Below are 22577 nucleotides of genomic sequence, written 5' to 3' on the forward strand. Positions count from 1 at the left end.
GGGGCGGTGAGCACCGACCGCAGCCGGCCCGACCTCGACGACACCACCGTGGAGGGCCTCGGCAAGCTCTCCGAGGCCCTCGAGACCATCGAGCAGGCGCGCGGCCAGCTCTACGGCTTCCACCAGCACTCCGGCAAGGCCGACCTGCTGCTCCAGGACGCCGTCGAGCTGTTCCGCAAAGCCGGCCACACGCAACTGGCCGACGACCTCGACCGCGACCTCGTCGGCCGCAACGTCATCGCCGACCGCTGGACCTTCCAGATCGTCGAGGACTACGACGCCAACTACTGGTCGGTCTTCCGCGCCTTCGACGAGCGAGCCCGCGACGAGCTGGCCGACGGCGACCGGCACGTCTTCGAGGCGCGGATGAAGCAGCGCGAGCGCACCGAGGGCCACCCCAACCACGAGGCGGGCCCCGTCCTCGACGGCTGAGCGACGGCATCGCGGCCCTCCGGACCGCACCGCCACCCTGGCCCGGCCGCCCCGAGCGGTGCGCGCCGTGCAGTGCGGTCGCCGCGGTGGAGCGGCCACCGCAGACTGGGTCCATGACGATGCCGGAGCCCGACGAGCCGCGCGACGCCCAGCCCCTCGGCAGCGAGGTCGCGCCGCCCGGCGACCCGGAGTCCCAGGGTGGCACCCCTGGACCGGCCGACGGCATCGCGGGTCCGAGCTACCCGCCGGCCGAGACCGAGCCCGACGCGCACGGCTGACCGTGCGCGGGACGGCGGCGGGCAGCAGACTCGAACCGTGACCACCCCCGGCTCCGACCCCACGCGCACCCCGACCGGAACTCCCGGGACGACCACGGGTCCGGCCACTGCCGGACCGGCCACCACCGGCGGGACGAAGACGTCCGAGCGTCATCCCGTCCGCAACGCCGGCCGCACCGCCGGCCGCACGCTCGCCCTGGCGCTGCTGCTGTTCGTCACCGTGCTGCTGGTGCTGTTCGTCGTCTACAACACCCAGACCGTCGAGATCAGCCTGGTCTTCGCGGACGTGCAGGCCCCGCTGGTGCTGGCCCTGGTCATCGCCGCGGCGCTCGGCGGACTATTGGTCGGGCTGGCGAGCCTCGTGCTGCGCGCCCGCCGCCGCAGCGGCTGACCGCTCTCCACGCACCCCGACCCCACGGGGGGAGGGACCTCGAGTTCAACCTCTTCGAGTTCCTCGACACCAAGGACAGGTTCGGCACCGGGCCGTTCGCCCAGATGGACGTCGACACCGCGCGCGGCATGCTCGCCGAGATCCGCCGGCTGGCCGAGGGCCCGATCGCGGCGTCGTTCGCCGACGCCGACCGCAACCCACCGGTGTTCGACCCGGCCACGCACTCGGTGACCCTGCCGAAAGCTTCGAGGCGTCGGTGCTGCTGCTGGCCACCGGCGACCTGGTCAGGGCCCGGCTGCTGGTGCGCCAGGCCGAGGTCGCGCTGGCCGCCCTGGCCGGCGAGGTCAGCGAGCGGGACCGCCACTTCTACGACGGCGAGCTGGCCGCCGCCCGCTTCTTCACCACCCAGGTGCTGCCGCGGCTGTCCGCGGAGCGGGCCATCGTGGAGAACACCGACAACGCCCTCATGGAGGTCGACGAAGCGGCGTTCTCGGAGGACCCGTCCTCCCCACCCCTCGCACGCACGAGGCCGGGCCCTGGGCGGAGCCTGCGGCCGTCGTCCCTCGTGGGCGGCGGCCACTGCTCGTTTCAGGGGGACGACGGCGGGCATGGCCCCTGCGACAGCCGTCGGACAGGAGGCTCCCGTGAGCGACCCCCAGGGCAGCGACCGGATCCAGCAGGACATCCCCACCGCGTCGGGCACCGGCGACAACAGCAGCACCGGCTCGGGCTTCGAGGACGTCCCCCTCACCCGCGAGGAGGCGATCGAGCGAGACGCCGCGACGGACGACGACCTCCCCGCCCGCGCCGACTCCGACATCACCCGGGCCCGGACGGACGGACCGTCCGGCGAGGTCGCGGCACCCGACCCCCGATCCGGAGGACGAGACATCTGATGAGCACACCCGACGACACCGGCTACCGGGAGTCCCCGGACACGACCGACGGCCCCAGCGGGAGCAACCTCGTCGACGGCGTCCCCGGCGAGGACCGGTCGGACGGTGGTGAGCGCGACGAGGTCACCCTCACCACCGACGACGAGGCCCAGCGCGACGACGGCACGGTGCGCCCCGGCAACGTCCCGGACTGAGAGAGGACCCGGTCCTCCCCCCTCTCGAGCTCGGGACGGGGAGCCGGGACGGGGGCCGAGAGGACCGTGCGGAGGCCGTCAGATCCAGCCGTGCCGGCGCGCCGCCTGCACCGCGGCGTGCCGGTTCGGCGCACCCAGCTTCACCGCCGCGGCTGACAGGTGGTTGCGCACCGTCCCCGGTGACAGGTGGGCACGGGCGGCGATCTCCTCGACCGGCGCACCCCCGGCGGCCAGCTCCAGGACGTCGGCCTCCCGCGGCGTCAGCGGGCTGTCCCCGGCACTGATCGCCTCCGCGGCCAGCTCCGGGTCCACGTAGCGCCCGCCGCGGTGCACCGTGCGGACGACGTCGGTGAGCACCGGCGCGCCCACCGTCTTGGGCAGGAACCCGCGCACGCCGGCCTCCAGCGCCCGCTTGAGGTGGCCGGCCCGGCCGTGCCCGGTGACGATCACGACCGCACAGCCCGGGAGCACCGTGCCCAGCTCCCCGGCGACGGAGATGCCGTCCCGGTCGGGCATCTGCAGGTCCAGGACGGCGACGTCGGGGCTGTGCGCCCGCGCCATCGCCAGCGCCTCGGCACCGGACGCGGCCTGGGCCACGACCTCGAGGTCCTCCTCCAGCGCCAGCAGCGCGGCCAGTGCCGAGCGGATGAGGTTCTCGTCGTCGGCCAGCAGCACCCGGATCACGCCGGGACCCCCACCGGCACGGACGCGGCGAGGACGAAGCGGTCGCCGTCGCGACCGGCCGAGAGCCGGCCACCGGTGGCCGCGAGCCGCTCGGCCAGCCCGGTGAGCCCGTTGCCCCAGGCCGTCTCCGTCCCGCGCGCCCCGTCGTTGGCGACCCGCAGCTCCGCCTCGCCGCCGGCCGCGTGCAGCTCGACGGTGCACCGGCTGGCCCGGCTGTGCCGCAGCACGTTGGTCACGGCCTCCCGCACCACCCAGCCCAGCGCCGTCTGCACCGGCTCGGGCAGCGCCACGGCGTCCTCCTCGCCGGTCACCGTGACACCCACCCCGGCCGCCCGCAGCACCGACCGGGCGCCGGCCAGCTCACCGGGCAGGTCGGTGCGCCGGTAGCCGCGGACGACGTCGCGCACCTCGCGCAGCGACTCCTCGGCGACCCGGCTGATGTCGGCGAGCTCCTCCGCCGCGCCGTCCCTCCCGCGCCGCACCAGCTCGGCCGCCAGCTGGCTCTTCACCGCGATGGCCGAGAGGTTGCGCCCCATGACGTCGTGCAGGTCCCGGGCGAAGCGCAGCCGCTCCTCGGCGACGGCGAGCTGCGCCTGCACGTCGCGCGTGCGTTCCATCTCCAGCACGACGTCGAGGATCCAGACGGTGAACCGGAAGGCGGTGACCAGCGCGACCAGCGACACCGCGATCGACACGGCGACGGCCACCACGGTCACCGGCCCGTTGCCCTCGGCCAGCGAGACGCCGCCGGCCAGCAGGCCCCCGACGGCGGCGCCGGCGACGAGCGGGCGGGTGGGGACGGTGACCGACAGGCCGAGCAGGACCCCCGCGCTGACCAGGCCGGCCGCCCACGGCACGGAGGGGGACGGACCGTCCGTGGTGGCCGCCAGGATGGCCCCCACGGTGACCAGGCCCGCGACGACCGCCACGGCCAGCGCCGCCCGGTCGGGCCCCGCGGTGCGGTCGCGGAACCCCCGCTGGGCGAGCAGCAGACAGGCCGCTGTCGTGGTCAGCGCGGCCGCGGCCAGCACGAGCTCCAGCCACCGGGCGGGCCCGCCCCAGGCCGGCGCCACCGCCAGCAGCAGGAGGAACGGCAGGAACACCAGGGTCGAGTAGTACGACCAGCGGGTGTAGAGGTCGATGCGCTGCGGGTCGGTGCGGCTGCTCCACCAGCGCGCGACGGTCGGCACGGCGCCCATGCTGCCGTACCGACCGTCCCGTCCCGGGACGCTCAACGCCGCGGGGCCCAGCGGAACCACCGCGCGGTCGCGAACCCGGCGATCACGATCCAGGCCAGGAGCGTGCCCAGCGGGCCGAGCGCGGCCTCCCACAGCTCGGCGCCGGCGACGGCCGTCCCGTCCCAGGTGCGGCCGGCCAGGCCCAGCCGGACGAGCTCCACGACCGGCGTGACCGGCAGCAGCCGGGCCACCTGCCCGAGGCCGTCGGGTAGCACGCCGAGCGGGAAGAACAACCCGGACAGCGCCGTGGCCACGATGACCACCGGCAGCGTGGTGATCTGCGCGGACTCCGGCGTACGGGTGAAGGTCGTGCTCGCGGTGGCCAGCGCGACCATCAGCACCGCGCCGAGCAGCACCGCCAGGACCGGCAGGACGACGTCCGCCGGCGCCCGCCACTCGCCGAGGACGGCGACGCCGGCGGCCACCAGCACCAACTGGCCGACCGTGACCAGGAGCGTGGGGACGGCGGTCGCGACCAGCACCTGGCCGTCGCTGAGCTCGCCGGTGCGCAGGCGTTGCAGCACGAGGTCCTCGCGCCGGGCGACGTAGGTGGTGACCAGGTTGTAGTAGGTGAGGAAGACCAGCGTGACGCCGACGGCGGTGGTCAGCAGCCCGTGCCCGCCCTCGCCGGCGCCGATGCCGAGCACCGGGACGGCGGCGACGAGCAGCAGCGGTGTGATCACCGAGTTGACGACGGCGGTGCGGTTGCGCGCCAGCAGGCGTGTCTCGGCGGCGGCGAGGGCGCCGACGCGGCGGAGCGGTGAGGGGCCGGCGGGGGCGGCGAGCGTGGTCATCGGGGACCTCCTCCCGGGTCGGGGGTCACTCGGCGTCGGCGACGGCGAGGAAGGCTTGCTCCAGCGAGGCGGCGCGGGCCTGCAGGCCGCGCAGCACCACGCCGTAGGCAGCGGCCCAGGCCAGCAGCTGGGTGAGCACCGGCTGCAGCGCGCGGGTGTGCCACTCGACCTCCGGGCCTGCGCTGACCACCTCGACGCCTGCGGGCACCGGCGGACGCGGCCCGCCGTCGTCGAGGGTGAAGCGGATGGTGGCGGGCTGGGTTCCGGCGATCTCCTCGCGGGTGCCGGCCAGCACGATGTGCCCCGCCCGCATGACCGCGATGTGGTCGGCCAGCTCCTCGGCCTCCTCCAGGTGGTGCGTGGTGAGCACCACCGCGGCGCCGTCGTCCACCAGCCCGCGGACCAGCCGCCACACGGTCCGCCGGCTCTCCGGGTCCAGGCCGGTGGTCGGCTCGTCGAGGACCAGCACCCGCGGGCGGCCGAGCAGGGCCAGCGCGAGGTCGAGCCGGCGGCGCTCCCCGCCGGAGAGGCTGCGCACCCGGACGTCGGCCCGGCCGGTGAGGTCCACCTGCGCCAGCGCCTCGTCGACCGGTCGGGGCGCGGTGAGGGTGCCGGCCCACGTCCGGACGGTCTCGGCGACGGTCAGGTCGCCGGGCAGGCCGCTGGCCTGCAGCAGCACGCCCAGGTGCGGGCGGACGGCGGCCCGCTCGCGCCGCGGGTCGGCGCCGAGGATCCGCACGGATCCGCCGGATGCGGGGGCCAGGCCCTCGAGCACCTCGAGCGCGGAGGTCTTGCCGGCGCCGTTCACGCCGAGCAGCGCGAAGACCTCACCTGGCCGGACCTCGAAGGACACGCCGCGGACGGCCGCGAAGTCGCCGTAGCGACGGTGCAGATCCGTGACGTCGACGACGGGTGGGGGAGACACCGGCGGGGCGGGTGGGGGAGACACCGGCGGGGCGGGTGCGGGAGACACCGCCGGGGTGGGTGGGGGAGACACCGCCGGGGACGGCGGAGCGGACGCGGACCGGTGCACGGCGACCTCCTCGGTGCGCCCGCCGGCCAGGGGTCCGGCCGCTCCTCCCGGGCGCACCCCTGACGCTGCCGCCGGCCGGACGCCGGCACAGGTGCCGTCCCTCACGACTTCCCGCCCCGATGCCACGGACCCCCCGTGACGTGTGTCATGGGTGGTCCGTGGTCCGGCCCCCGTGCGGGTCCCCGCCGGCCCCGCACCGGGGCTGCGAGTGGCGGGCAGCAGGGGGTCCCGTGCGGCCGCACCACGGGACCCCTAGCCTTCGGCGGCATGGCGGACTCAGAAACCCTCAGCGGACGGCGGGCCCTCGTCACCGGCGGCGCCTCGGGCATCGGCCGCGCGTGCGCGGTCCGGCTGGCGCAGGCCGGCGCGGACGTGGTCGTCGTCGACCGCGACGGCGAGGCGGCGAAGGCGGTGGCGGCCGCGGTCGGCGGGACGGCGGTCGCCGTCGACCTCTCCGACCTCGACGCGGTCGACGCTCTGGACGTCGACGTCGACGTGCTGGTGAACAACGCCGGGCTGCAGCACGTGGCCCCGCTGCACGAGTTCCCGGTCGACCGCTTCTCGCTCATCCTGCGGCTGATGCTGGAGACGCCGTTCCGGCTGGTCCGCGGCGCGCTGCCGCACATGTACGACCGCGGCTGGGGGCGGATCGTCAACGTGAGCTCCATCCACGGGCTCCGGGCCTCGGCGTACAAGAGCGCCTACGTCACCGCCAAGCACGGTCTCGAGGGGCTGTCGAAGGTGATCGCCCTGGAGGGCGCCCCGCACGGCGTCACGTCCAACTGCGTCAACCCCGCCTACGTGCGCACCCCGCTGGTGGAGAACCAGATCGCCGACCAGGCCAAGGCGCACGGCCTGTCCGAGGACGAGGTCGTGGCGCAGGTGATGCTCGCTCCCGCGGCGGTCAAGCGGCTGATCGAGCCCGAGGAGGTCGCCGAGGCGGTCGCCTACCTCTGCTCCCCCGCCTCGGCGTCGATCACCGGCAGCTCCCTGGTCATGGACGGCGGGTGGAGCGCCCACTGATGCGCAGACCTCCTGCCCCCACCGCGCGCACGCTCGCGGCGAGCCTCCGGACGGGGTCCTCGGGCGCACCTGGCGCGGCGGCTGCACCGGGTGACGCGTCCCGCCGCCCGAGCCCTCCTACCCTGGTCGGGTGCTCGCCGCCCCGACCCGCCTGCCGGCGGACGACTGGACGGCGCTGGCGCGGGCGCACGCGGACCGGGCCGACGCGCTGACCGCGGCGCACCGCGCCCGCCGGACCACCGGCACCCGTCATCCCGTCGAGGACTTCCTCTACGAGTACTACAGCGCCCGGCCCGCGCAGCTGCGCCGTTGGCACCCGGGGGTCGGCGTGGTGCTCGAGCCCGGCGCGGACGGCCCGGCGCCGCACGCCGCCTGGCGCTGGTACGCCACCGACGACGGCGGCGCGGTCACCCTCGACCTGGACGCCTTCCGCGCCGACCGGGGGGACACCGTCGCCTTCGTCGCCCGGCTGCTGGCGGCGACCGCGTCCCGGCCGGCACACACCGGCTGCTTCGGGCTGCACGAGTGGGCGATGGTCTACCGCGACGACGCGCACCGGCACCCGCTGCCGCTGCGGCTGGGCGCGGCCGGCACCGACGCCGTCGTGGAGTCCCACCCCGTCCGGTGCTCGCACTTCGACGCGTTCCGGTTCTTCACGCCCGCCGCCGTCGGCCGCAACCGGCTGCAGCCCACCCGCGCCACCCAGGTCGAGATGGAGCAGCCGGGCTGCCTGCACGCGACCATGGACCTCTACAAGTGGGCCTACAAGCTCGGTCCCGCCGTCCCCGGCGACCTGCTGCTGGACTGCTTCGTGCTGGCGGCCGACGTCCGCGAGCTCGACATGCGCGCCTCGCCCTACGACCTGCGCGCCGCCGGGTACGAGCCGGTCGCGATCGAGACGCCGCAGGGCAAGGCGGAGTACGTCGCCGCCCAGCGGGAGTTCGCCCACCGCGGCGCCGGGCTGCGGGCGCGGCTGCTCGGGGTCTGCGACCGGCTCCTCGCGGGCTGACGGCCGCCGGCAACCACGCGGTGCGTGGCCACGTGGGTGCCGGCGGTGCCGGGCTCCGCCCGGACCCCGGCTAGCCCGTCACGCAGTCGAAGCTGCTCGCCTCGTCGGGACTCCCCGTGCCGCTGTACCGCGGGTAGGCCGGGTACTCGCACAGCGGCCGGGTGCGGGTGGCGCCGGGGTTGGTGTCCCGGACGACGGGGTCCGCCGGCGCCGCGCCGGTCTCGACCCAGCGCTCCAGGGCGGTGAGGGAGTCCCAGCCGGCGGCGAAGGCGGCGGAGAGGTTGGCGTGGTTGGCACCGGGGACCAGGTAGAACCGGGCGAACGCGTCGACCCTGCGCTCCCCCATGGTCTGCACCAGCCTCTCGTAGTACTCCACCGTGGCCCGGTGGCTGACCAGCTCGTCCGCCGTCCCGTGCAGCAGCAGGAGCTTCCCGCCCTTCCTCGCGAACGGCCGCAGGTCGGTGCTGTTGACGTCCTGCAGCGCGGTCAGCTCCGAGATGCGCTCCTCCCAGGCGCCCGGCGCCAGCGGGTCCAGGGACAGGGAGTCGAAGCCGGGGTCCCGGGTGACGGCGTACTTGACCCAGGCGTCCCAGAACTGCATGCCGTAGCCGGCGGTCTTCGGCATGGGGGTGGCCGGCGCCGTCGTCCCCAGCCCGAGCAGCGGCGTCGACATGTCCGCCCCGGAGAGGAACGGGAAGCCCGGGTACCCGGTCTCGCCGCTGGCCAGCGGGTACGGGGACGTGATGGCGCTGGAGGCGGCACGGATCGCGGTGATCTGCGGGTCGGACAGGCAGCCGTCGCCGAGGTCCTGCCCCTCCGGGCAGCGGAGGACGACGGGGTCGAAGTCGCAGGCCGGCTCGTCGCTGATGACGCCGTCGGTCAGCCCGTCGAGGTCGTCGCAGGCCGCGATGACGGCGTTGTAGAGCAGCACCTGCTGCGCGGGACGGGGGAACGCGCCCGGCGCGGCGAGCTGGCGCGTCATGTGGCCGAAGAAGAGGTCGAGGGTGGCGGCGTTGTACGCGGGGTAGACGCTGATGACCCCGTCGAAGTCGCGCTCCCAGCGCTGCGCGACGGCGAGCGCCTCCCGGCCACCGGTGGAGCCGCCGGCGAAGTAGGTCTGCTCCGGCTCCTCCCGGTCGTAGTACTGGGCGATGACGAACACGGCGGCGTCCCGGGTCTTCTTCAGGGCGTCGCCGGCGAAGTTGCGCAGCGCCTCGTCGTTGGCGAGGAACTCGCCGTAGAGCGAGGTGGTCGGCAGGAAGCCGGCGGGTGCCTGGTGCCCGGAGTCGCTGGCGAAGGTCGCGTACCCGCGGCCGAGCGGTCCGGGCGCGTCGCTCGGACCGAAGGGGACGTTCCCGTCGAGCGCCGGGATGGTCCCGTTGTAGCCGCCCCCGCCGAACATCAGCGCCTTCTGGTTCCACGTGGTGGGCAGCGCCACCTGCATGCGGATGTCCGGGGCGGCGGTGTCCACGGGGTGCAGCGCGGCGCTGACCCTGCAGTACTCGCCGATCGCGGTGGTGCCGGGCCCGGACGGCGCCACGAGGCCGGCGTCGGTCACCTCGCCGCCGGTCGTCGGGAGGCCGATGACGCGTGCGGGGATGTCGACCCCTGCGAGCGCCGCACACCGGGCGGCGGCGTCCGCGGCACCCGCCGGCGTCGTCCAGCCGAGTGCGGCGACGACGGCGAGGACCACCCCCGCCGCGACCGTCCTGGCTCTGGTCAGGTCCATGGGACTCCTGTCGTTCGACGGTGGGGGCGCGGGCGAGGCGGCGGCGTCCAGAGCTCGGCGTGACCCGAACCCCGCCGTGGACGCCCGGTGAGGTGGGTCACACAGTAGGGAGTGGCACGCACGGTCTCCACGTGAGCGGACCCGCCGTCCCGACACCGGGTGTGGGGCCGGGCCCGCACCGGAGCGGGCCCCCGCGGGTCGTACCGTCGTGCGCGTGACCTCCGGAGCCTCCGACCGCCTGCGCACCGACCGCTGGCTGCGCCTCGACGGGACGACGAACACCCGCGACCTCGGCGGGCTGCCCACCCTCGACGGCGGGACGACGGTATCCGCGCGCGTGCTGCGCAGCGACAACCTGCAGACGCTCAGCGAGGACGACGTCCGCCGGCTGGTCGACGACGTGCGCCTGCGCGAGGTGATCGACCTGCGCACCACCGCCGAGGTGCTCCTGGAGGGCCGCGGCCCGCTGCGCGCGGTGCCCGAGGTGACGCACCGGCACTTCACCCTGCTGCCCGAGCGCGGTCACCACACCGACGTGTTCGCCGTCGAGGAGGCCGACGTGCCGGAGCTCCCGGCGGACTGGGCCGAGTCGATCCTGCCGCGGCAGGTGGCCGAGACCGACCAGGGCGAGCCGCCGGCCGTGCGCTCCTACCTCGGCTACCTCGCCCACCGGCCGGAGAACGTGGTCGCCGCGCTGCGCGCCCTGGCCACCCCCACGGACGGCGCCACGGTCGTGCACTGCGCCGCGGGCAAGGACCGCACCGGGGTCGTGGTGGCCTTCGCGCTGGCCGTGGCCGGCGTCCCGCACGAGGAGATCGTCGCCGACTACGCGCTGACCGCCGAGGTCATCGACGACCTGGTCGCCAAGCTGGCCGCGTCACCGACCTACGCCGAGGACATGGTGCGCCGCGACGTCGCCAGCCACACGCCCCGGGCGGAGACGATGCGTCGAGTGCTCGAGCTGCTCGACGAGCGGCACGGCGGCCCGCAGGGCTGGCTCACCACCCACGGCTTCGGCCCCGGTGAACAGGCCGCCCTGCGCGCCCGCCTCCGCGACTAGGGCTGTCCGGCGGATCCTGCGCGCCGCGACTGCTGCCGGTGTCCCTGAGCGGCCCCTCCGGAGACACCCGCTCGACGGGCTCTCGGCCGACGCGGCCCGGGCTCCGGCCGACCACCGGGGACGGGGTCCTCCTTCAGCCGCTGACCGGATCGGCTCCGTCGCGGCCGGCGTGCTTGTGCCGGTACATGTCGGCGTCGGAGGCGCGCAGCAGCGCGTCCGCGCTGCCCCGGCCGCCCCCGTGGACGGCGACGCCCACGCTGGTGCCGACGGCGACGTGGGTGCCCTCGAGGCGGAAGGGCTCGTCGAAGCAGCCCAGCACCCGGGCGACGACCCGGTCGGCGTCCTCCGGCCGGGCGAGGGCGGGCAGCAGGACGGCGAACTCGTCGCCGCTGAGCCGGCCCACCATGTCGCCGGGGCGGATCGCGGCCCGCAACCGGGCGGCCACCTGGCGCAGCAACTCGTCCCCGGCGGCGTGGCCGAGTGAGTCGTTGACCGCCTTGAACCGGTCGAGGTCGCAGAACAGCACGCCGACGTGCTGTTCCGCGGAGCCCGTGGCCAGCACCTCGCCGAGCCGCTCGAGGAAGAGCACCCGGTTGGGCAGTCCGGTGAGCGCGTCGTGGGTGGCCTGGTGCCGCACCGTCTCGAGCAGCCGGGCCCGCTGCAGTGCGGTCGCGGCCTGGTCGCCGACACCGCGCAGGCGGTGCAGCACGTCACCGACGAGGACGGCGGGCGCGCGCCCGGCCGGCCAGCTCGCGGTGACGACGCCGAGGAAGGTGCGCCCGGCCAGGATCGGGACGGCGACGACGTCGGTGACCTGCAGCGACTGGAGCAGGGACCGCAGCAGGGGGCTGCTCGACTCGGGCCGCAGGAACCGCGGTTCCCGGTCGGTGAGCATCCCGACCAGCTCGGGCACCTCCTCGGCGCGCATGGCGGTCCCGCGCATGAGCCGGCGCTTCTCCTCGTCCGCGTGGACGTAGGCGGCCGTGCGCAGGCACCCCTCAGCGGGGTCCCAGAGCATCACCGCGGCGCTGTCGCAGCCGACGACCCGGGGCAGCGCCTCGGCCACCACCGCGCACACGTCCACGGGCTCGGTGGCCCCGGCGAGCTCGTGGGCCAGGGTGAGCAGCGTCCCGGCGCGGTCGGCCTCCTGCCGGGAGCTCTCCAGGGCCATGAGCAGGTCCAGCGCCGCGGCGGCGTAGCCGGCGTAGGCGCCGAGCATGCCGCGCTCGTGACCGAGGCCGCCGTCGCCGGGGCGGTAGACAGCGGCCAGCCGGCCGTGCACCCGCCGGGCGGAGGCGACGTCGACGGCGACGACGTTCCCGCCGGGATCGCCACCGGCCAGCAGCGTCGTGGCCAGCGGGCGGACCTGGTCCTGCGGCAGACCGGCGCTGTGCACCCGCGCCGGGCCTCCCGCCGGGTCGGCCACGGCCAGGACCCACCCGGGGGCGAGCACGGCCTGGGCCGCCTTCTCGACGATGCGCTGCAGGACGGTCTCGACGTCCTCGCTGGCGACCAGGTCGGCAGCAGCCGACTGCAGGATGCGCAGCTGCTCGCGCAGGGCGAGCAGCTCCGGGACGTCGCGGTCGCCGCCACGGCGCCCGCCGATCCGGCGACGCCGTTCCCAGGTCAGGTGGTACAGGCAGATCGGGTGACCGTCGGACTCGCACTGGGTGTGCACCAGCTCCGCCGGCGGCAGTCCGAAGATCGTCGGCACCATGCCGATGAGGCCCTGCGCGTACTCGCAGTCCAGCCGGGAGTGCCGGTAGCCCTCGTGCAGCCGGTAGCTGAGCGTCGCATGGGTGGCCCCGGCCTCGACGACACGCATCGTCGAGGTGGTGGAGAACTTGGCGACGGCGCGCGGCAGCTGGCGGTACACCTGGCGGGGTGAACCCATCGCCCGGATCAGCAGCACCAGGGCCGGGGGCAGGCCGAGGCTCAGGGCCTCACGGCCGACGCGGAACATGGTCTGCCGGTCGCCGAGGACCTCGGTGGCGGCGGTGAACAGCCGGATCCGGGTGTCGTAGCTGGTCCAGTGCGACGGCAGCTCGAGCTCGGGGGCGGTGAAGGGCACGTCGGCACGGCGCAGCACCTCCGCCACCGCGTCGTCCCCGCCCTGACGACGGATGAAGCTCAGCAGCAGCCCCGTCGTGGCACCGGACGTCTCCCGGGCCTCGGACACCGCGGGGCCGCTCACCTGCGGCCACCCCTTCTGCTCACGCCCCTCCCATCGGCAGGAGAGGAGCGCGGATTGAGTGGCGCCACCCCAAGGGGGGACCGCGCGGAGGCGGCGGAGCCGGGAGCCCGGAGCGCGCTGTCCCGGAGCACGGCCTGCACCGGAGGAGGACTCCTCTGCTCGCTACGCCCCGCACGCTCGGCGCGGCCCCTGGAGGCCGGCCGCCCCTGACCTCGCCAGGCTCACGGCGGGTTCCGGGGCGTGGCCGGACAGCGAGCGACCCCGGTCTCCGCGCAGGAGGCCGGGGTCGCGCTTCTCGGCCCTCGGCAGGGCCCCACCGCGAGCCTGCAGGCGGTGGGGCGGAGGGCCTTCCTCAGCGGAGGGAGGAGCCGCCGCTGTTCGCCATCGTCAGCAGCTCGTCGCGCATCGCCGGGCTGCTGGTGCGCGACAGGGCGCGCTCGAGCGCCCGGCGCGTCCGCGCCGCCTGCCGACGCCGCCGCCAGCTGGAGGTCACGCTGTTCATGTCTCGCTGCCTTCTTCCGGTCTCGTGTGGGCCTGCACCTTGAGCAATGCAGGTGCAGCCCGAAGTATTCCGAAGAAAGCCAGGCGGACGGGACGACACGTCGACGATCCATCACTCCGCAGGGTGACCTCGCCCTCAACCGGCGACGCCACCGGACACTCACTCGACGCCGAGCTCCCGACGCGCCGCCGCCCGGGCGGCGTGCGGATCGTCGGTCAGCAGCGCCGCCTCCGCGGCTCGCCGGCAGGCGTCGCTGTCGACGACGGCCAGCCGGGCACCGACCCCGGCGATGGACGACGCCGCACACGACAGCGAGGTGACGCCGAGGCCGACGAGGACGCAGGCCAGCAGCGGGTCGGCGGCGGCCTCCCCGCAGACCCCGACCGGCTTCCCTGTGCGGCGGCCGGCCTCGGCGGTGACCTGCACCAGCGCCAGCAGCGCCGGCTGCCACGGGTCGGTGAGGTCGGCGAGGTCGGCGGAGAGCCGGTCGGCAGCCAGCGTGTACTGCGAGAGGTCGTTGGTGCCGATCGACAGGAAGTCGACGTGCTGCAGCAGCCGCTCGGCCATGAGCGCCGCCGACGGCACCTCGATCATGACGCCGGGGGTGAGCCCGCGGGCGCGCACGCGCGCAGCGAAGTCCGCGGCCTCGGCGACGGTGGCCACCATCGGCGCCATCACCCAGGGCGAGGCGCCGGCCCGGCGGGCACCCTCGGCGACCGCGTCCAGCTGCCGCTCGAGCAGGCCCGGGTCGCGACGGGCGACCCGCAGGCCGCGGACGCCGAGCGCCGGGTTCTCCTCGTCGGGCATCGTGGCGAAGGCCAGCGGCTTGTCCGACCCGGCGTCCAGGGTGCGGAGGACGACCCGCTGGCCCGGGAATGCCTCGAACACCTCGGCGTAGCCCGCCGCCTGCTCCTCCACCGACGGCTCCTCGGCCCGGCTGAGGAACGCCAGCTCGGTGCGCAGCAGCCCGACCCCCTCGGCGTGCCTGGCCGCCGCGGCTCGCGCCCCGGCGCCGTCCTGGACGTTGGCCATCACCTTGACCTCGAGCCCGTCGCGGGTGCGACCCGGGCCGCGATAGCCGGCCAGCGCTGCCGCCGCGGCCTGCGCCGCCTCCACCCGGGCGCGCGCCTCCTCCGGGTCGGGATCGACGGTCACCGTGCCGCGCTCGCCGTCGAGCAGCACCGTGGCACCCTCCGGGACGTCGTCCAGGCCGCCGACGGCGACCACGCAGGGCAGTCCGAGCTGGCGGGCGATGATCGCGGTGTGGCTGGTCGTGCCGCCCAGCCGGGTGGCCAGGCCGGTGATGCGGGTCGGGTCCAGCCCGGCGGTGTCGGCCGGCGCGAGGTCCTCGGCCAGCAGCACCGAGGGCTGCTCCGGGCTCGGGACGCCAGGCTCCCCCTGGCCGGTGAGCTGGGCGACGATCCGGTCCCGGACGTCGCGGACGTCGGTCACCCGCTCGGCCATGAGCCCGCCCAGGCCGGTGAACAGGTCGACGAACTGCTGCGCGGCCTGCACGGTGGCGACGGCCGCGGGCGTGCCGGCGTCGATGCGCTGCTCGACCGCGGACAGCAGGCCGCGGTCGCGGGCCAGGCCGGCGGTGGTCGCCAGCACCTCCGCGCTCACCCCGGTCGCCGCGCTCGCGCGCTCGGCGAGCCGGTCGGCCACCACGCCGGCGGCCGCCGCGAAGCGCTCCTTCTCCCCCGCGCGCCCCTCCTCGGGGACCACGACGCCGTCGTCGGGCGGCAGCACCACCGCGCCGGACGGACGGACGACCGGGCCCCAGGCCACCCCGGGGACGACGGGCGTGCCGGGCAGCACCACCGGGCCGGCGGTCGGCGGGGCGGCGGTTCCGGGAGCGTGGGTGGTCATGGGTACCTCGCACGGGTCGGTAGCGGGACGCGGTTCCGGCTATGACCAGAGTCACGAATAGGTGTTGACTTGTCAACGGATCGGACGTAGAACAACACCATCACAACAGCGAACCAACACAACCGGGCATCCCGAGTGTGCTGTCGAGTGGGAGGTGGCGCGTGTACGCGGAGGAGCGTCAGCAGACGATCGCCGGACTGGTCGCCGACCGCGGCCGGGTCTCGGTGACCGCGCTGGCCGAGGAGTTCGGGGTCACCACCGAGACCGTGCGCCGCGACCTCGCCGTCCTGGAGCGTGCGGGGACCCTGCGCCGCGTGCACGGCGGCGCCGTACCCGCCGGTGCGCTCACCTACGTGGAGACCGCGCTCGGCGAACGGCACGGCACCCGCAGCGAGCAGAAGCGCAAGATCGCCGCGACCGCGCTCGACCTGCTGCCCGGGACGAACGGCAGCCTGCTCCTCGACGGCGGCAGCTCCGTCGCCGCGCTGGCCGAGGTCCTCCCCGGCGACCGGCGGCTGCTGGTCGCCACCCACTCGGTGCCGATCGCCGCCCGGCTGGCCGCCGTCCCCGGCGTCGACCTGCACGTCCTGGGGGGTCGGGTCCGCGGGATCACCCAGTGCGCCGTCGGGGAGCGGACCGTCGCGACCCTCGCCGACCTGCGGGCCGACGTCGCCTTCCTGGGCACCAACGGCGTCACCCCCGAGCACGGGTTCACCACCCCCGACGAGGCCGAGGCCGCGGTCAAGCGGGCGATGATCCGCGCGGGGCAGAAGGTGGTCGTGCTCGCCGACAGCAGCAAGCTCGGCCGCGAGCACCTGGTCCGGTTCGCGACGCCGGCCGACGTCGACGTCCTGGTCACCGACGCCGAGGCCGCACCGGCCGACCTCGCCCGTCTCGAGGACGCCGGGATCGAGGTCGTGGTCGCATGAGTGATCGCACGGGTGGACGTGTCGTCACCCTCACCGCCAACCCCAGCCTGGACCGGACGCTGTCGCTGCCCGGCCCGCTGCTGCGCGGCGGTGTGGCCCGTCTGGCGCCGAGCGCCACCGAGCCCGGCGGCAAGGGCGTGAACGTCGCCCGTGCGGTCGCCGCCGCCGGTGGGGACGTCGTCACCGTGCTGCCCGCGGCCGACGACGACCCGATCGTGCGTGCGCTGCGCGGGCTGGACCTGCCGATGGCCACGGTGCCCGTCGCCACGCAGGTGCGCACCAACTACACGCTGGCCGAGCCCGACGGCACCACCACCAAGCTCAACGAGCCGGGCGCCCCACTGGACGACGAGGCCCGCGAGGCACTGACGATCGCGCTGCACCAGCACGCCGAGGGCGCCCGCTGGGTGGCTCTCTCCGGCTCGCTGCCGCCGGGCACGCCGCTGGACTGGTACGCCGACCTGGTCCGCTCGCTGCGCGACACCGGCGCGAAGATCGCCGTCGACACCTCCGAGGCGCCGCTGCTCGCCCTGCTGGGCGCCGGCCCGGACGCCGCGCCGGACCTGCTCAAGCCCAACTCCGAGGAGCTCGCCCAGCTCTCCGGCGTCCCGGAGGCCCACCTCACCGCCGACCGCGCCACCGCCCTGGCCGCCGTCGACACGCTGCACGCGCGCGGCGTGGCCGAGGTGCTGCTGACCCTCGGCGCCGACGGGGCGCTGCTGTCCTGCGCCGAGGGCGTCTGGGCCGCCACCCCGCCGCGGATCGCCGTCCGCAGCACCGTCGGCGCCGGCGACTGCAGCCTGGCCGGTCACCTGCTGGCCGACCTGGCCGGCGCCGCGCCGGCCGACCGGCTGCGCAGCGCCGTCGCGTACGGCGCGGCGAGCGCCTCGCTGCCCGGTTCCGCCGTCCCCACGCCCGAGCAGGTGGCCGCCCTCGACGTCGAGGTCGTCACCGTCCGGACCGTGGGCCTGCCCAGCACCACCAGCGCACCGCCCGTCACATGGAGCACCACCGTCCCGGCCGCCGGCCGCGACGTCCGCTGACACCTCCGGAGAGGTGGGCCATGCCCGACCTGATCACCCCAGACCTGGTGGCGCTCGACGCCGACCTGGGTTCCGACAAGAGCACGGTGGTGCGCCGTCTCGCCGGGCTCGTCGCCGGCACCGGGCGGGCCACGGGCGCCGACGGCCTCGCCGACGACGCGCTGGCCCGTGAGGCGCAGGCGGCGACCGGCCTGCCCGGCGGCATCGCCATCCCGCACTGCCGCTCGGCGGCGGTCACCGAGGCCTCGCTGGCCTTCGCCCGGCTGGACCCGAAGGTCGACTTCGGCGCCCCGGACGGCCCGGCCGACCTGGTGTTCCTCATCGCCGCGCCGGCGCACGGCGACGCCGACCACCTGACGCTGCTGACCGCGCTGGCCCGCGCCCTGGTGCGGCCGGAGTTCGTGGCCTCGCTGCGCGCGGCCGGCTCCGCCGACGAGGTCGTCCGGCTGGTCCAGGAGGTCGTCGCGCCGGAGCCGGCTCCCGCGGGGGCCCCTGCGGCGTCCGGCTCGTCGAGTGCCGCGACCGCCGCGACCCCCGCCGCCGCGCCGGCCGCCGGCACCGGCGCGGCCGGCGCCCGCCGCAGCCTGGTCGTCGTCAGCGCCTGCCCGACCGGCATCGCGCACACCTACATGGCCGCCGACAAGCTCACCGCCGCCGGTGAGGCCGCGGGGGTCGACGTGCACGTGGAGACCCAGGGCTCCTCGGGCGCCACCCCGCTCGACCCGGCCGTCATCCGGGCCGCGGACGCGGTCATCTTCGCCGTCGACGTCGGCGTCCGGGACCGGGACCGGTTCGCCGGCAAGCCGCTCGTCCAGTCGGGCACCAAGCGGGCGATCAACGAGCCCGACGTGATGGTCCGCGAGGCGCTGGCCGCCGCCGACGACCCGAACGCCCGCCGGGTGCCGGGCGGCGCCGGCGGTGCCGACGAGTCCGCTGCGGCCGCGGGCGGCCGACCGGGCACCGGCACGGAGATCCGCCGCTGGCTGCTCACCGGCGTCAGCTACATGATCCCGTTCGTCGCCGCGGGCGGTCTGCTCATCGCCCTGGGCTTCCTGTTCGGCGGGTACCAGATCGTCAGCACCGACCCGTCGTCGGCCGACGGCAACAGCTACGCGCTCAACTGGGTCCTGAACAACACCTTCTTCAACCTGCCCGACGTCGCCGCCACCGAGGGTCTTAACGACGGCTTCTGGGGCTACCTGGGCGCGGTCTGCACCGTGCTGGGTCAGGCGGCCTTCGGCTTCCTCGTCCCGGCGCTGGCCGGCTACATCGCCTACGCGATCGCCGACCGCCCGGGCATCGTCCCCGGCTTCGTCGTCGGTGCCGTCTCCGTCCAGGTGGGCGCCGGCTTCATCGGCGGCCTGGTCGGCGGCATCATCGCCGGCTTCGCCGCGCTGTGGATCAGCCGCTGGAAGCTGCCGACCGGGGTCCGGGGCCTGCAGCCGGTCGTGATCATCCCGCTGCTCGCGACGCTGATCTCCAGCGGCCTGATGGCCGTCCTCCTCGGCCGTCCGCTGGCCGCCGCGCTCACCGGCCTGGGCAACTGGCTCACGGGCCTGACCGGCACCTCCGCGGCCGTGCTCGGGATCATCCTCGGCCTGATGATGTGCTTCGACCTCGGCGGCCCGGTGAACAAGGCGGCCTACGTCTTCGCCACCACCGGGCTGACCGCCGCCGCCACCGGCGCCCCGCTGGTGATCATGGCGACCGTCATGGCCGCGGGCATGGTCCCGCCGCTGGCGATGGCGCTGAGCACGGCGATCCGGCCGAAGCTCTACACGCCGGCCGAGCGCGACAACGGCAAGGCGGCCTGGCTGCTGGGCGCCTCCTTCATCTCCGAGGGGGCCATCCCGTTCGCCGCGGCCGACCCGCTGCGGGTCATCCCGTCGATGATGCTGGGCGGCGCGACCACCGGCGCCATCGTGGCCGCGGCCGGTGTCGAGCTGCGGGCCCCGCACGGCGGCTTCTTCGTGCTCTTCGCGATCACCGGGATCCTGTGGTTCGTCATCGGGATCCTGGCCGGCACGGTGGTGGGCGCCATCGCCGTCACCATCGCGAAGAGCATCGGCCGGCCGAAGGCCGAGGTCGTGCCCGAGGACGCCGTCGACATGGCCCACGCGCACAACGCCGCCCCGGTCACCCAGCCGGCTCGGGCCTGAACCAGCAGGCTGTAGGCCTCCGCCCCGTCCCCGAAACGAGGGAGAACCACATGCCCAGTCAGACCGTCACCGTCGGCTCCCGGGTCGGGCTGCACGCCCGGCCGGCGGCTCTCATCGCCGAGGCCGTCGGCAAGGCCGGCGTCCCGGTCACGCTGGCCACGCCCGGCGGCAACCCGGTCGACGCCGGGTCGCCATTGATGATCATGACGCTCGGCGCGAAGCAGGGGACGGAGGTCGTCGTCAGCAGCGACGACCCCGGCGTCCTCGAGCAGATCGCAGGCCTGGTCGCCCAGGACCTCGACGCCGAATAGGTGCAGGACCCCGTCCTCCCCACCCTTCGCGAGCTCAGGGTGGGAGCCGGGACGGGGCCGGCGGGCCCCACAGCGAGGCCCCACGGACGACGGCGCCCGTCCCCTGGAGAAGGGGGCGGGCGCCGTCCTGGCCCCTGCAGGGTCCCGCCGCGAGCGTGGAGCGGCGGGGGGCAGGGGGTGTCTCTCAGGTCTGGTCGGGCCGGGGGACGTCGCCGCGCCAGGCACCGGTCTCGGTGCCGCGGCTCTCGATGAACTGCTTGAACCGCTTGGCGTCGGCCTTGACCTGCCGGTCGTCGAAGCCCAGCGCCGCGCCGGCCTTCTCGACGATGCCGGTCGGCTCCCAGTCGATCTGGATCATGACGCGGGTCTTCGTGTCGTCGAGGCGGTGGAAGGTGACCACACCGGCGTGCTTGGCGTCGCCGCTGGTGCTGGTCCAGGCCACCCGCTCCTCGGGGTGCTGCTCGGTGATCTCCGCGTCGAACTCCCGCTTGACGCCGTCGATGTTGGTCACCCAGTGGGTGTGCGTGTCGTCGAGCTGGGTGATCCGCTCGACCCCGCCCATGAACTGCGGGAAGGACTCGAACTGCGTCCACTGGTCGTAGGCCACCCGGATGGGGACGTCGACGTCGATGGCTTCCTGCACGCTGGCCACGATTGGCTCCTCTTCTCGGGATCGGGTGTGTGGTGGCTCTACCCGCCCGGCCGCGCAGGACACCTCCATCGTCTGCGTCAGACCAGCGCGGCGGCCACGCTCCCGCGCACCGGGCGCCCGGACAGGAGCAGCACCTGCGCCAGGTGGTAGGCGTCGGGCTGCCCCTCCCAGGTGCCTGCGGCGACCTCGCCCTCCGGCGTCAGCTCGTGGTGCCAGCTGCCGGTCCCCGCGTCGGCGAAGCGGGCCTCGCCGTGCGCCCACCAGTGCGCGGCCAGGTGCCGGTAGGAGGCGTCGCCGGTGACGGCGGCCAGCGTCGCCGCCGCGGCGACCGCCTCGCACAGCACCCAGTGCATGCGGGAGGTCACCACCGGCCGGTCGTCCCAGTCCAGCGTGTAGGGGAAGCCGTCGTGCCCGTCGGCGGCCCAGCCGCGCGAGGCGGCCGCGGCGACGAGGCCCGTCGCGTCCTCGAGCAGCCAGGACGGCGGGTCGGGCGTCGCGGCCCGCGCGTGCAGGGCCAGCCGGGCCCACTCGAACTGGTGCCCGACCGTCACGCCGTACGGGCGGAACGGGTGGGCAGGCTCGTCGCGGTTGTGGTCGGGCAGCGGCTGCCACTCAGCGGTGAAGTGCTCGGGCAGCCGCCAGTCCCGCTCGCGCGCCCAGCCGTGCACCACCCGCTCGACGGTGCGCAGCGCCTGGCGCCGGAGCTGCGCGGCCCGCGGGTCGCCGTCCCCCAGGGCGTCGGCGGCAGCCAGGGAGGCCTCGACGCCGTGCATGTTGGCGTTGGCGCCGCGGTAGTCCGACAGCCGCGACCAGCCGGCGTCCCACTCCTCGACCGCCAGGCCCTCGGCGTCGTCCCAGAACCGGGTCTGCCAGACGCCCAGCGCCTCGTCGAGCAGCTCCCGGCCGCCGGGCGCGCCCGCGGTGGTGGCCGTGGCCCCGGCCAGGACGACGAAGGCGTGCACGTACGCGGCCTTGGTGTCGTCGGCGGTCGAGGCGTACCAGCCGCCGCGGGCGCCGTCGTGCAGCGGCCCGGCAGCCAGCGCCTCGACCCCGTGCCGGACCAGCTCGTCCCAGCCGCTCCGGCCGGTCAGCTGCGCGAGGCCGAAGACGTGGGTCATGCGGGCGACGATCCAGGTCTGCTGTCCCTGCTCGGGCCGCACCCGGCCGTCGTCGCCGAGGTAGCCGAAGCCGCCGCCGGGCAGCCGGGATCGGGCCGCGAAGTCCAGCAGCCGGTCGAGGTCGGTCACGGACCGCGACGCTACGCAGCCCGCTCGGTCCGCGGCGCGGTCAGGCCCGCGCCACCGGTGCGCGGCCGGCGTTCTCGACCGCCCAGTCCAGCGCGAGGTCGGCCACCGCCTCCCAGCCGGGCTCGGCGCAGGTCCAGTGCGAGCGGCCGGGCAGGTCATGCACCTCCGTGAGCGCCGCCGAGCGGCGGTAGTGCCGGGCGTTGGCGTGGTTCACCGCCGGCGGCATCAGACGGTCCTCGCCGCCGGTGACGAACAGCAGCGGCGCCCGGTCGTCCCGGTCGTAGTCCACCCAGGTCTCCTGGTGCCCGGGCCGGAAGTTGGCGATCAGCCCGTAGTCCCAGATCCAGCGCCCCGGCGCGGGGACGTGGTAGCGCTCGTAGGCCGCGTCGGACTCCTCGCGGGAGAGCGTGGTGGCGAACGCGGAGTGGAACTGCTCGGCCGTGAACCCGACCGCACGGTGCCGGTTCGCCGGGTTGCGGAGGAACGGGAAGAGCGCGCGGAGCTGCGACGGTGGGTTGACCCGCACCCCCTCGGTCGGCGCGGAGTCGATCGCGACCCCGGCTGCGCCCAGCCCGCGGGCCAGGAGCAACTGGGTCAGCGTGCCGCCGAAGGAGTGGCCGATGATCACCGGAGGCCCCTCGAGAGCGGTCACCACCGAGGCCAGGTGCTCGATCGTGTCGGTGATCGACAGGTCCGCGATGACCTGCGGGTCCGCCCGCAGCGCCTCGACCTCGACGTCGAAGCCGGGATAGCCGGGGGTCAGCACGCGCAGCCCGCGGGCCTCGACGTGGGGCACCCAGTGCTCCCAGCTGCGCGGGGTCATCCACAGTCCGTGCAGCAGGACGACGGTGTCGGGCGCCGTGGTCGGCGTGTCGCTCATGGCTCGCCTCTCGTCGGGTCGGGCGCGCGG

General features: G+C 75.5%; 23 protein-coding genes and 1 pseudogene. 13 read left to right on the forward strand and 11 right to left on the reverse strand.

What is annotated here, in order from left to right:
• The first annotated feature begins 6 nt into the window (after positions 1 to 6).
• The 6 genes and pseudogenes from ACWIX3_RS02680 (at position 7) to ACWIX3_RS02705 (ending at position 2191) form a co-directional block, all read left to right on the forward strand.
• On the forward strand, positions 7 to 432 hold the full coding sequence (locus ACWIX3_RS02680) for a hypothetical protein (RefSeq protein ID WP_448610536.1): 426 nt from the start codon (positions 7 to 9) through the stop codon (positions 430 to 432).
• A 113-nt stretch (positions 433 to 545) separates the two neighbouring features.
• Positions 546 to 710 (forward strand): hypothetical protein, encoded by a 165-nt coding sequence (locus ACWIX3_RS02685; protein WP_448610537.1) that lies wholly within the window; start codon positions 546 to 548, stop codon positions 708 to 710.
• 37 nt (positions 711 to 747) lie between these two features.
• Complete coding sequence (locus ACWIX3_RS02690; RefSeq protein WP_448610538.1) at positions 748 to 1101, forward strand: LapA family protein; 354 nt, start codon at positions 748 to 750, stop codon at positions 1099 to 1101.
• 256 nt (positions 1102 to 1357) lie between these two features.
• Positions 1358 to 1519: pseudogene (locus ACWIX3_RS02695) on the forward strand (acyl-CoA dehydrogenase C-terminal domain-containing protein); the annotation flags it as partial.
• Between the two features lie 226 nt (positions 1520 to 1745).
• The gene (locus tag ACWIX3_RS02700; protein ID WP_448610539.1) at positions 1746 to 1997 is read left to right on the forward strand and encodes a hypothetical protein; all 252 of its coding nucleotides are present in this window, start codon (positions 1746 to 1748) and stop codon (positions 1995 to 1997) included.
• On the forward strand, positions 1997 to 2191 hold the full coding sequence (locus ACWIX3_RS02705; RefSeq protein ID WP_448612511.1) for a hypothetical protein: 195 nt from the start codon (positions 1997 to 1999) through the stop codon (positions 2189 to 2191). Before ACWIX3_RS02700 ends, ACWIX3_RS02705 begins: the two co-directional genes overlap by 1 nt.
• A 78-nt stretch (positions 2192 to 2269) precedes the next feature.
• On the opposite strand, the gene ACWIX3_RS02710 is transcribed toward ACWIX3_RS02705, so the two are convergent.
• The 4 genes from ACWIX3_RS02710 to ACWIX3_RS02725 are packed head-to-tail and all read right to left on the reverse strand — an operon-like array spanning position 2270 to position 5832.
• Complete coding sequence (locus ACWIX3_RS02710) at positions 2270 to 2875, reverse strand: response regulator (protein ID WP_448610540.1); 606 nt, start codon at positions 2873 to 2875, stop codon at positions 2270 to 2272.
• Entirely contained in the window at positions 2872 to 4065 is a 1194-nt protein-coding gene (locus tag ACWIX3_RS02715; protein WP_448610541.1) for a sensor histidine kinase, read from the reverse strand. The genes ACWIX3_RS02710 and ACWIX3_RS02715 overlap by 4 nt, the downstream gene beginning before the upstream one ends.
• A gap of 41 nt (positions 4066 to 4106) precedes the next feature.
• On the reverse strand, positions 4107 to 4907 hold the full coding sequence (locus ACWIX3_RS02720; protein WP_448610542.1) for an ABC transporter permease: 801 nt from the start codon (positions 4905 to 4907) through the stop codon (positions 4107 to 4109).
• Positions 4908 to 4932: 25 nt separating this feature from the next.
• Positions 4933 to 5832: an ABC transporter ATP-binding protein gene (locus ACWIX3_RS02725; protein WP_448610543.1), complete on the reverse strand. Its 900-nt coding sequence runs from the start codon at positions 5830 to 5832 to the stop codon at positions 4933 to 4935.
• Positions 5833 to 6207: 375 nt separating this feature from the next.
• Here ACWIX3_RS02725 and ACWIX3_RS02730 point away from each other — a divergent pair, with 375 nt between their 5' ends.
• Both ACWIX3_RS02730 and ACWIX3_RS02735 read left to right on the forward strand, forming a co-directional pair.
• Positions 6208 to 6963 (forward strand): 3-hydroxybutyrate dehydrogenase, encoded by a 756-nt coding sequence (locus ACWIX3_RS02730; protein ID WP_448610544.1) that lies wholly within the window; start codon positions 6208 to 6210, stop codon positions 6961 to 6963.
• Positions 6964 to 7093: 130 nt separating this feature from the next.
• Positions 7094 to 7972 (forward strand): 3-methyladenine DNA glycosylase, encoded by an 879-nt coding sequence (locus ACWIX3_RS02735; RefSeq protein WP_448610545.1) that lies wholly within the window; start codon positions 7094 to 7096, stop codon positions 7970 to 7972.
• Positions 7973 to 8042: 70 nt separating this feature from the next.
• Here the strand turns inward: ACWIX3_RS02735 and ACWIX3_RS02740 are convergent, their stop codons facing one another.
• Positions 8043 to 9701, reverse strand: coding sequence for a tannase/feruloyl esterase family alpha/beta hydrolase (locus ACWIX3_RS02740; RefSeq protein WP_448610546.1), 1659 nt, complete (start codon positions 9699 to 9701; stop codon positions 8043 to 8045).
• A 214-nt stretch (positions 9702 to 9915) separates the two neighbouring features.
• Here ACWIX3_RS02740 and ACWIX3_RS02745 point away from each other — a divergent pair, with 214 nt between their 5' ends.
• Positions 9916 to 10761, forward strand: a complete 846-nt coding sequence (locus ACWIX3_RS02745) for a tyrosine-protein phosphatase (protein WP_448610547.1) — start codon at positions 9916 to 9918, stop codon at positions 10759 to 10761.
• A 133-nt stretch (positions 10762 to 10894) separates the two neighbouring features.
• Here the strand turns inward: ACWIX3_RS02745 and ACWIX3_RS02750 are convergent, their stop codons facing one another.
• From ACWIX3_RS02750 to ACWIX3_RS02760, 3 genes are all read right to left on the reverse strand, one after another.
• Entirely contained in the window at positions 10895 to 12955 is a 2061-nt protein-coding gene (locus tag ACWIX3_RS02750; RefSeq protein ID WP_448610548.1) for a diguanylate cyclase domain-containing protein, read from the reverse strand.
• Between the two features lie 352 nt (positions 12956 to 13307).
• Entirely contained in the window at positions 13308 to 13457 is a 150-nt protein-coding gene (locus tag ACWIX3_RS02755) for a hypothetical protein (protein ID WP_448610549.1), read from the reverse strand.
• Positions 13458 to 13616: 159 nt separating this feature from the next.
• Positions 13617 to 15326, reverse strand: coding sequence for a phosphoenolpyruvate--protein phosphotransferase (locus tag ACWIX3_RS02760; protein ID WP_448610550.1), 1710 nt, complete (start codon positions 15324 to 15326; stop codon positions 13617 to 13619).
• 161 nt (positions 15327 to 15487) lie between these two features.
• Between ACWIX3_RS02760 and ACWIX3_RS02765 the strand changes: the two genes are divergently transcribed.
• Genes ACWIX3_RS02765 through ACWIX3_RS02780 form a run of 4 tightly spaced genes read left to right on the forward strand, consistent with a single transcriptional unit; the run spans position 15488 to position 19768 of the window.
• On the forward strand, positions 15488 to 16255 hold the full coding sequence (locus tag ACWIX3_RS02765) for a DeoR/GlpR family DNA-binding transcription regulator (protein WP_448610551.1): 768 nt from the start codon (positions 15488 to 15490) through the stop codon (positions 16253 to 16255).
• Positions 16252 to 17298 carry a 1-phosphofructokinase family hexose kinase gene (locus tag ACWIX3_RS02770; protein ID WP_448610552.1) on the forward strand — a complete coding sequence of 349 codons (1047 nt, stop codon included), beginning with the start codon at positions 16252 to 16254 and terminating at the stop codon, positions 17296 to 17298. The genes ACWIX3_RS02765 and ACWIX3_RS02770 overlap by 4 nt, the downstream gene beginning before the upstream one ends.
• 20 nt (positions 17299 to 17318) lie before the next feature.
• Positions 17319 to 19457: a PTS fructose transporter subunit IIABC gene (locus ACWIX3_RS02775; protein ID WP_448610553.1), complete on the forward strand. Its 2139-nt coding sequence runs from the start codon at positions 17319 to 17321 to the stop codon at positions 19455 to 19457.
• A gap of 50 nt (positions 19458 to 19507) precedes the next feature.
• Positions 19508 to 19768 carry an HPr family phosphocarrier protein gene (locus ACWIX3_RS02780; protein ID WP_448610554.1) on the forward strand — a complete coding sequence of 87 codons (261 nt, stop codon included), beginning with the start codon at positions 19508 to 19510 and terminating at the stop codon, positions 19766 to 19768.
• 184 nt (positions 19769 to 19952) lie between these two features.
• On the opposite strand, the gene ACWIX3_RS02785 is transcribed toward ACWIX3_RS02780, so the two are convergent.
• The 3 genes from ACWIX3_RS02785 to ACWIX3_RS02795 all read right to left on the reverse strand — a co-directional run bounded on the left by ACWIX3_RS02785 (position 19953) and on the right by ACWIX3_RS02795 (position 22547).
• Positions 19953 to 20420, reverse strand: a complete 468-nt coding sequence (locus tag ACWIX3_RS02785) for an SRPBCC family protein (RefSeq protein ID WP_448610555.1) — start codon at positions 20418 to 20420, stop codon at positions 19953 to 19955.
• A 77-nt stretch (positions 20421 to 20497) separates the two neighbouring features.
• Complete coding sequence (locus tag ACWIX3_RS02790) at positions 20498 to 21667, reverse strand: AGE family epimerase/isomerase (protein ID WP_448610556.1); 1170 nt, start codon at positions 21665 to 21667, stop codon at positions 20498 to 20500.
• Between the two features lie 40 nt (positions 21668 to 21707).
• On the reverse strand, positions 21708 to 22547 hold the full coding sequence (locus ACWIX3_RS02795; protein ID WP_448610557.1) for an alpha/beta hydrolase: 840 nt from the start codon (positions 22545 to 22547) through the stop codon (positions 21708 to 21710).
• Positions 22548 to 22577 lie beyond the last annotated feature (30 nt).

It is taken from the genome of Geodermatophilus sp. URMC 60 (assembly GCF_053502585.1).

Coding starts and splice junctions, on each gene's coding strand:
- ACWIX3_RS02770 (WP_448610552.1), top strand. CDS start 16,252: ATGAGTGATCGCACGGGTGGACGTGTCGTCACCCTCACCGCCAACCCC.
- ACWIX3_RS02720 (WP_448610542.1), bottom strand. CDS start 4,907: ATGACCACGCTCGCCGCCCCCGCCGGCCCCTCACCGCTCCGCCGCGTC.
- ACWIX3_RS02795 (WP_448610557.1), bottom strand. CDS start 22,547: ATGAGCGACACGCCGACCACGGCGCCCGACACCGTCGTCCTGCTGCAC.
- ACWIX3_RS02705 (WP_448612511.1), top strand. CDS start 1,997: ATGAGCACACCCGACGACACCGGCTACCGGGAGTCCCCGGACACGACC.
- ACWIX3_RS02755 (WP_448610549.1), bottom strand. CDS start 13,457: ATGAACAGCGTGACCTCCAGCTGGCGGCGGCGTCGGCAGGCGGCGCGG.
- ACWIX3_RS02685 (WP_448610537.1), top strand. CDS start 546: ATGACGATGCCGGAGCCCGACGAGCCGCGCGACGCCCAGCCCCTCGGC.
- ACWIX3_RS02760 (WP_448610550.1), bottom strand. CDS start 15,326: ATGACCACCCACGCTCCCGGAACCGCCGCCCCGCCGACCGCCGGCCCG.
- ACWIX3_RS02740 (WP_448610546.1), bottom strand. CDS start 9,701: ATGGACCTGACCAGAGCCAGGACGGTCGCGGCGGGGGTGGTCCTCGCC.
- ACWIX3_RS02730 (WP_448610544.1), top strand. CDS start 6,208: ATGGCGGACTCAGAAACCCTCAGCGGACGGCGGGCCCTCGTCACCGGC.
- ACWIX3_RS02775 (WP_448610553.1), top strand. CDS start 17,319: ATGCCCGACCTGATCACCCCAGACCTGGTGGCGCTCGACGCCGACCTG.
- ACWIX3_RS02780 (WP_448610554.1), top strand. CDS start 19,508: ATGCCCAGTCAGACCGTCACCGTCGGCTCCCGGGTCGGGCTGCACGCC.